Source organism: Microcoleus sp. MON1_C5 (assembly GCF_036701875.1).
Taxonomy (GTDB): domain Bacteria; phylum Cyanobacteriota; class Cyanobacteriia; order Cyanobacteriales; family Microcoleaceae; genus Microcoleus.
Genome location: NZ_JAUBRN010000126.1, coordinates 1 through 5,679 on the forward strand (window position 1 = coordinate 1; position 5,679 = coordinate 5,679).

The window sequence follows — 5,679 nt, forward strand, 5'->3', positions numbered from 1 at the left end:
GAACAAATCTGTTCGCTATCTTCTTACAATTTCATTCTTGAAGCTTTATTCTATGCAGCTTCATATTAAATTGGTATCAAAGATGAGAATGAGAATGTGCGTCGTAAGGCAGCACAAGCCTTGGGTAACTTGGGAAATGCTTCAGAAACTGTCATCAATGCCCTGCTGTTACGTCTGGAAAATGGGGATCAAAATATGCGTTGTCAGGCAGCACGAGCCTTGGGTAACTTGGAAAATGCTTCAGAAACTGTCATCAATGCCCTGCTGTTACGTCTGGGAGATGGGGATCAAAATGTGCGTTGTCAGGCAGCATCTGCCTTGGGCAACTTGGGAAATGCTTCAGAAGTCGTCATTAATGCCCTGCTGTTACATCTGGACAAGGGGTATAAACCGATGCGTCGTCAGGCAGCATCTGCCTTGGGTAACTTGGGAAACGCTTCAGAAGTCGTCATTAATGCCCTGCTGTTAGGTGTGGAAGATCGGTATAACTCAGTGCGTTACTCAGCAGCACGAGTCTTGGGTAACTTGGGAAATGCTTCAGAAGTCGTCATTAATGCCCTGCTGTTACGTCTGAAAGATGAGGATAACTCAGTGCGTCTTGAGGCAGCATCTGCCTTGGGCAGGTTGGGAAATGCTTCAGAAGTTGTCATTAATGCCCTGGTGTTACGTCTCGAAGATAGCGATAACTCAGTGTGTCGTGCGGCAGCATCTGCCTTGGGTAGGTTGGGAAATGTTTCAGAAGTCGTCATTAATGCCCTGCTGTTACGTCTGGAAAAGGGGGATAACTCAGTGCGTCGTGAGGCAGCATCTGCCTTAGGCAGGTTGGGAAATGCTTCAGAAGTCGTCATTAATGCCCTGCTTTTACGTCTGAAAGATGAGGATAACTCAGTGCGTCGTGAGGCAGAATTTGCCTTGGGCAGGTTGGGAAATGCTTCAGAAGCCGTCATCAGTGCCCTGCTATTACGTCTGGAAGATCGGCAGGGCTTGGTGCCTTACTCGGCAGCATCAGCCTTGGGTAAGTTGGGTATGAAATCTAGTGAGGTTTTGCCTGCTGTCGTACAATGGATCGATCGCCATCAGGATACAGAATATGTCGGCTCAGGTATTGATGTGTTGTGGGATTTGGTGGCGGGTGAAGGAAATCGATCGCCAGTGCCTTTTTAGAAGTATGCAGCTTTTGCGCCAGTAAAACCCGATCGCACTTCCAGACTTTTCACCAAAAATGCGATCGGTCTGCTGTTTGACGATTAGGGCCCGCCATCCCCTTAATAACCGGGAACAGAGGTCAACTATTCAATCGAAAATCCAAAATCCCAAATCTAAAATCGATCTATTATTCAATCGAAAATCCAAAATCGAAAATCCAAAATCGGTCGATCGCCCGCAGCCACGGCCGAGGAGAGCCAATGGTTGCTACAATCGGGGAGGGTATATGTTGTGGCTAACACTACAGCCCGTAACCCTGAAAGCTAATAGCTAAATTATTAAAAATCTGCCTCTCCTGCCATGTTTAAAAATCTGCTAGGCGATCCCAACGCGCGCAAACTTAGAAAATTTCAGCCTTGGGTAGCTGATATCAATATCTTGGAACAAGACTTCCGCGCACTCTCAGACGACGACCTCAGAGGCAAAACGGCGGAGTTTAAAGAACGTCTGGCAAAAGCTAGATCTCTCAACGAAGAGAAAGAGATCCTAGACGAAATCTTGCCCGAGGCTTTTGCAGTGGTGCGGGAAGCAGGACAACGGGTTTTAGGAATGCGCCACTTTGATGTCCAACTCCTCGGGGGCATTATCCTGCACAAAGGCCAAATTGCCGAAATGAAAACCGGTGAAGGCAAAACTCTCGTGGCGACGCTGCCGGCTTACCTCAACGCCCTCAACGGTAAAGGCGTACACATCATCACCGTCAACGATTATCTCGCCAGACGGGACGCGGAATGGATGGGACAAGTGCACCGCTTCCTGGGATTGACTGTGGGACTGATTCAGCAGGGCATGGATCAGGTGGAACGAAAGAAAAATTATAGCTGCGATCTTACCTACGCCACTAACAGCGAAGTCGGCTTTGATTATTTGCGCGACAACATGGCTACTGTCATGGAAGATGTAGTGCAGCGTCCTTTTAATTTCTGCGTGATTGACGAGGTTGACTCGGTGCTGATTGATGAAGCACGGACGCCTTTAATTATTTCCGGCCAGGTGGAACGCCCCAGTGAGAAGTATATACGGGCGGCTGAGGTAGCTGCTGCTCTGAGAAAGGAAAATGAAGAACATTACGAGGTTGACGAAAAGGCTCGGAATGTGCTATTGACCGATGAAGGCTTTGGTGAAGCTGAGCGGTTGTTGGGTGTTACGGATTTGTACGACCCGGCTGACCCTTGGGCGCATTACATTTTTAATGCGATTAAGGCCAAGGAATTGTTTATTAAGGATATTAACTACATCGTCACTCCCGATCGCGAAGTCGTGATTGTGGATGAGTTTACCGGCCGGGTGATGCCGGGACGGCGCTGGAGTGACGGTTTGCACCAGGCGATCGAAGCGAAGGAACGGGCGGAAATTCAGCCGGAAACTCAGACGCTGGCGACGATTACTTATCAGAATTTCTTTTTGCTTTATCCGAAGCTGTCGGGGATGACTGGGACAGCAAAGACAGAAGAAACCGAGTTTGAGAAGATTTACAATCTGGAAGTGACGCTGGTTCCCACTAACCGGATTACCAGCCGCACAGACCTTTCGGATATGGTTTACAAGGCGGAGGCTGGGAAGTGGAATGCGATCGCCCAAGAATGCGCGGAAATGCACGAGATCGGTCGGCCGGTGCTGGTGGGCACTACAAGCGTAGAAAAGTCGGAGTTGCTGTCGCGGCTGCTGCTGGAGAGGAAAATTCCTCACAATTTGCTTAATGCTAAACCGGAAAATGTGGAGCGGGAATCAGAAATTATCGCTCAAGCCGGACGCAAAGGTGCTGTGACGATCGCAACAAACATGGCGGGACGCGGTACTGATATTATTTTGGGCGGTAATTCTGAGTACATGGCGCGCCTCAAGTTGCGGGAATATTTTATGCCCCGGATCGTGCGGCCCGAGGATGAAGACGGGTTTTCGGTGGTACAAGTACCGGGTATTAGTGGCCGCCCCGCACCTCAAGGTTTTGCTCCGACTACGAAAAAGGTAAAGTCTTGGAAAGCTTCGGCGCAGATTTTCCCTACGCAGCTATCGAAAAATGCCGAACAAATGCTCAAGGCGGCGGTGGAATTGGCGGTGAAGGAGTACGGCGAGCGATCGCTCACGGAATTGCAAGCCGATGATATCGTGGCTATAGCTTCGGAAAAAGCGCCGACAAAAGACCCGGTAATTCAAAAATTGCGGGAAGCTTACAATTTAACTCGCAGCGAATACGATGCTTTTACCAGCACCGAACACGATGAAGTCGTGCAGTTGGGAGGCTTGCACGTCATCGGTACCGAACGCCACGAATCGCGCCGGATCGACAATCAGTTGCGCGGCCGGGCGGGACGCCAAGGAGACCCGGGTTCTACGCGGTTTTTCTTGAGTTTGGAAGACAATTTGCTCAGGATTTTCGGCGGCGAACGGGTGGCCGGTTTGATGAAGGCTTTCGGTGTTGAGGAGGATATGCCGATCGAATCTGGAATGCTGACCCGTTCCCTCGAAGGCGCTCAGAAAAAAGTCGAAACCTACTATTACGATATCCGCAAGCAGGTATTTGAATACGACGAAGTGATGAACAATCAGCGTCGAGCAATCTATGCGGAACGTCGCCGAGTATTGGAAGGTTTGGACTCCAAAGAACAGGTAATTAGATATGCCGAACAGACGATGGACGACATCGTGGGAGCATACATCAATCCCGATTTACCTTCGGAAGAATGGGAACTCGACAAACTTGTGAGCAAGGTGAAGGAATTTGTTTATCTGCTGGCTGACATGACACCGGATCAGCTAGAAGATTTGTCCGTTGAGGAAATTAAAACATTCCTGCACGAACAAGTCCGCAATGCTTACGACATTAAAGAAGCGGAAGTTAATGCAATCCGAGCCGAATTGATGCGAGATGCGGAACGGTTCTTTATTTTGCAGCAAATTGATACTTTGTGGCGGGAACATTTGCAACAAATGGATGCTTTGCGCGAGTCTGTAGGGCTGCGCGGTTACGGTCAGAAAGACCCGTTAATCGAGTACAAAACTGAAGGTTACGAGCTGTTTTTGGACATGATGACGGATATCCGCCGCAATGTGGTTTATTCGCTCTTCCAGTTCCAGCCGCAGCCGGCAATGCAAGTTTCGCCAGAGATGGTTTGAAAATAGTTAACTGTTGACTGTTAAAAAATGGGTAAGGTGGGCAATGCTCACCCAGCCCTGTCCATGCCTAACTCAAGCGAGTTGTTAGCGGAGACAATAACAGCAGCAGGCGATCGGCTGAAAGTGAAACTCATCTCTCAAATCGGTTAAGTATCTGGCGTGTCCTTTGCTGCTCATCATTAGCCTAGCTTCTGGGAGTTGTCACAACAGAATTTCACCATTTGTAGGGCCCATCGCTAACAGTTTTCAATCTCAACTAAAGGCGACTGACAAACCACTACCAAAGTTTTCAGCAAAAACAGAACTAGCTAAATCAGCACCAGAAAAGTTTATTTAATGTAAATTTGCATCGGTAAATAAGCTTCCCGAACCGTTAAATTAGAAAAATCCCAGCCGCTTAAATCTGTATGTATCTGCCGCAGGAGATTAATAACATTCCCAGCCGCATATCCCGTTTCCCCTGCTGCCTTTCCTCGCAGAGATGTAAGAATGAGATTGAGCTGATTTTCTAGCGATCGCTGGCTTTCAAAACTGGAGAGTAGCCGCTTGGCAATGGGGTTGAGAATCAGGCGAGATTGAGTATCCCTCACATAGTCTTTTGCTTGGGCTTTGATAAGAGGATGGCTCTTGAAAAGGTCAATTTTAGCAGTAATTATTTCTTGGCATATCTGTTCGATTAACTGTTCTGTTATGTATTCCATGACGACAGGTTGTTGAGTAAAGCCACCTGTGGTTTTTTTAATGAGCGATCGCCTTCCAAGAGAAGCAAACGTCTCTAGCAGTTCCGTTGGCGAGAGTTCTATTACTAAATCTTTCTGCACTTCTAAAAATGAGACTGGCTCTCGATTGATGGCGACGCAGTACATCAGCTCTTTTTCTAAAGCAGATAGGCGATTGAACTGTCGGTCTAAGAGATTGCGAATATCATCAAATATCAAGGTAACTTGGTTTAATAATTCTAAGAAATTAGAAAGACTGCTATCAAATATACAGCGTATCCCAGCTTTATGAGGTACAGTAACAACAGTGTGTAAACCTGTTTTTTAAATGTTTGGGATTCATCAAATCGAGTGCGGTGGCAATTAGAACATCAACCATTTTTGGAGTAGTGGGAGAAAACTGACGTAAAAAAGCTTTTAATTGTGACCACCAATGTTCAATGGGATTAAAGTCAGGATTCGGGAGGTGATTGGTAAAGAACGCTCGCCCCAACAGATTGAATTAAAGGTTCGATTTCTTTCACTTTATGGGCGGGGACATTATCCATGACAACTACCGCACCTGACGGGGTGACAACCCAGTCAAAAGCATTGCCAGTAGCGGATTGAGACAACTTAAGGTAAAAAAAGATGGGGT

3 protein-coding genes and 1 pseudogene are annotated in these 5,679 nt (G+C 47.6%); 2 read left to right on the forward strand and 2 right to left on the reverse strand.

Translation table 11 applies throughout. The features are described 5' to 3' along the window. Nucleotides 1–96 precede the first annotated feature (96 nt). Together QUA71_RS28720 and secA are read left to right on the forward strand one after the other, a co-directional pair. On the forward strand, nt 97–1,164 hold the full coding sequence (locus QUA71_RS28720) for a HEAT repeat domain-containing protein (RefSeq protein WP_333290358.1): 1,068 nt from the start codon (nt 97–99) through the stop codon (nt 1,162–1,164). Between the two features lie 342 nt (nt 1,165–1,506). Beyond that, entirely contained in the window at nt 1,507–4,323 is a 2,817-nt protein-coding gene (gene secA, locus QUA71_RS28725) for a preprotein translocase subunit SecA (protein WP_333290360.1), read from the forward strand. A gap of 329 nt (nt 4,324–4,652) precedes the next feature. On the opposite strand, the gene QUA71_RS28730 is transcribed toward secA, so the two are convergent. Continuing rightward, nucleotides 4,653–5,261: a hypothetical protein gene (locus QUA71_RS28730; protein ID WP_333290362.1), complete on the reverse strand. Its 609-nt coding sequence runs from the start codon at nt 5,259–5,261 to the stop codon at nt 4,653–4,655. 233 nt (nt 5,262–5,494) lie between these two features. Then, nucleotides 5,495–5,679, reverse strand: a pseudogene (locus QUA71_RS28735) (hypothetical protein); the annotation flags it as partial.

Coding starts and splice junctions, on each gene's coding strand:
- secA (WP_333290360.1), top strand. CDS start 1,507: ATGTTTAAAAATCTGCTAGGCGATCCCAACGCGCGCAAACTTAGAAAA.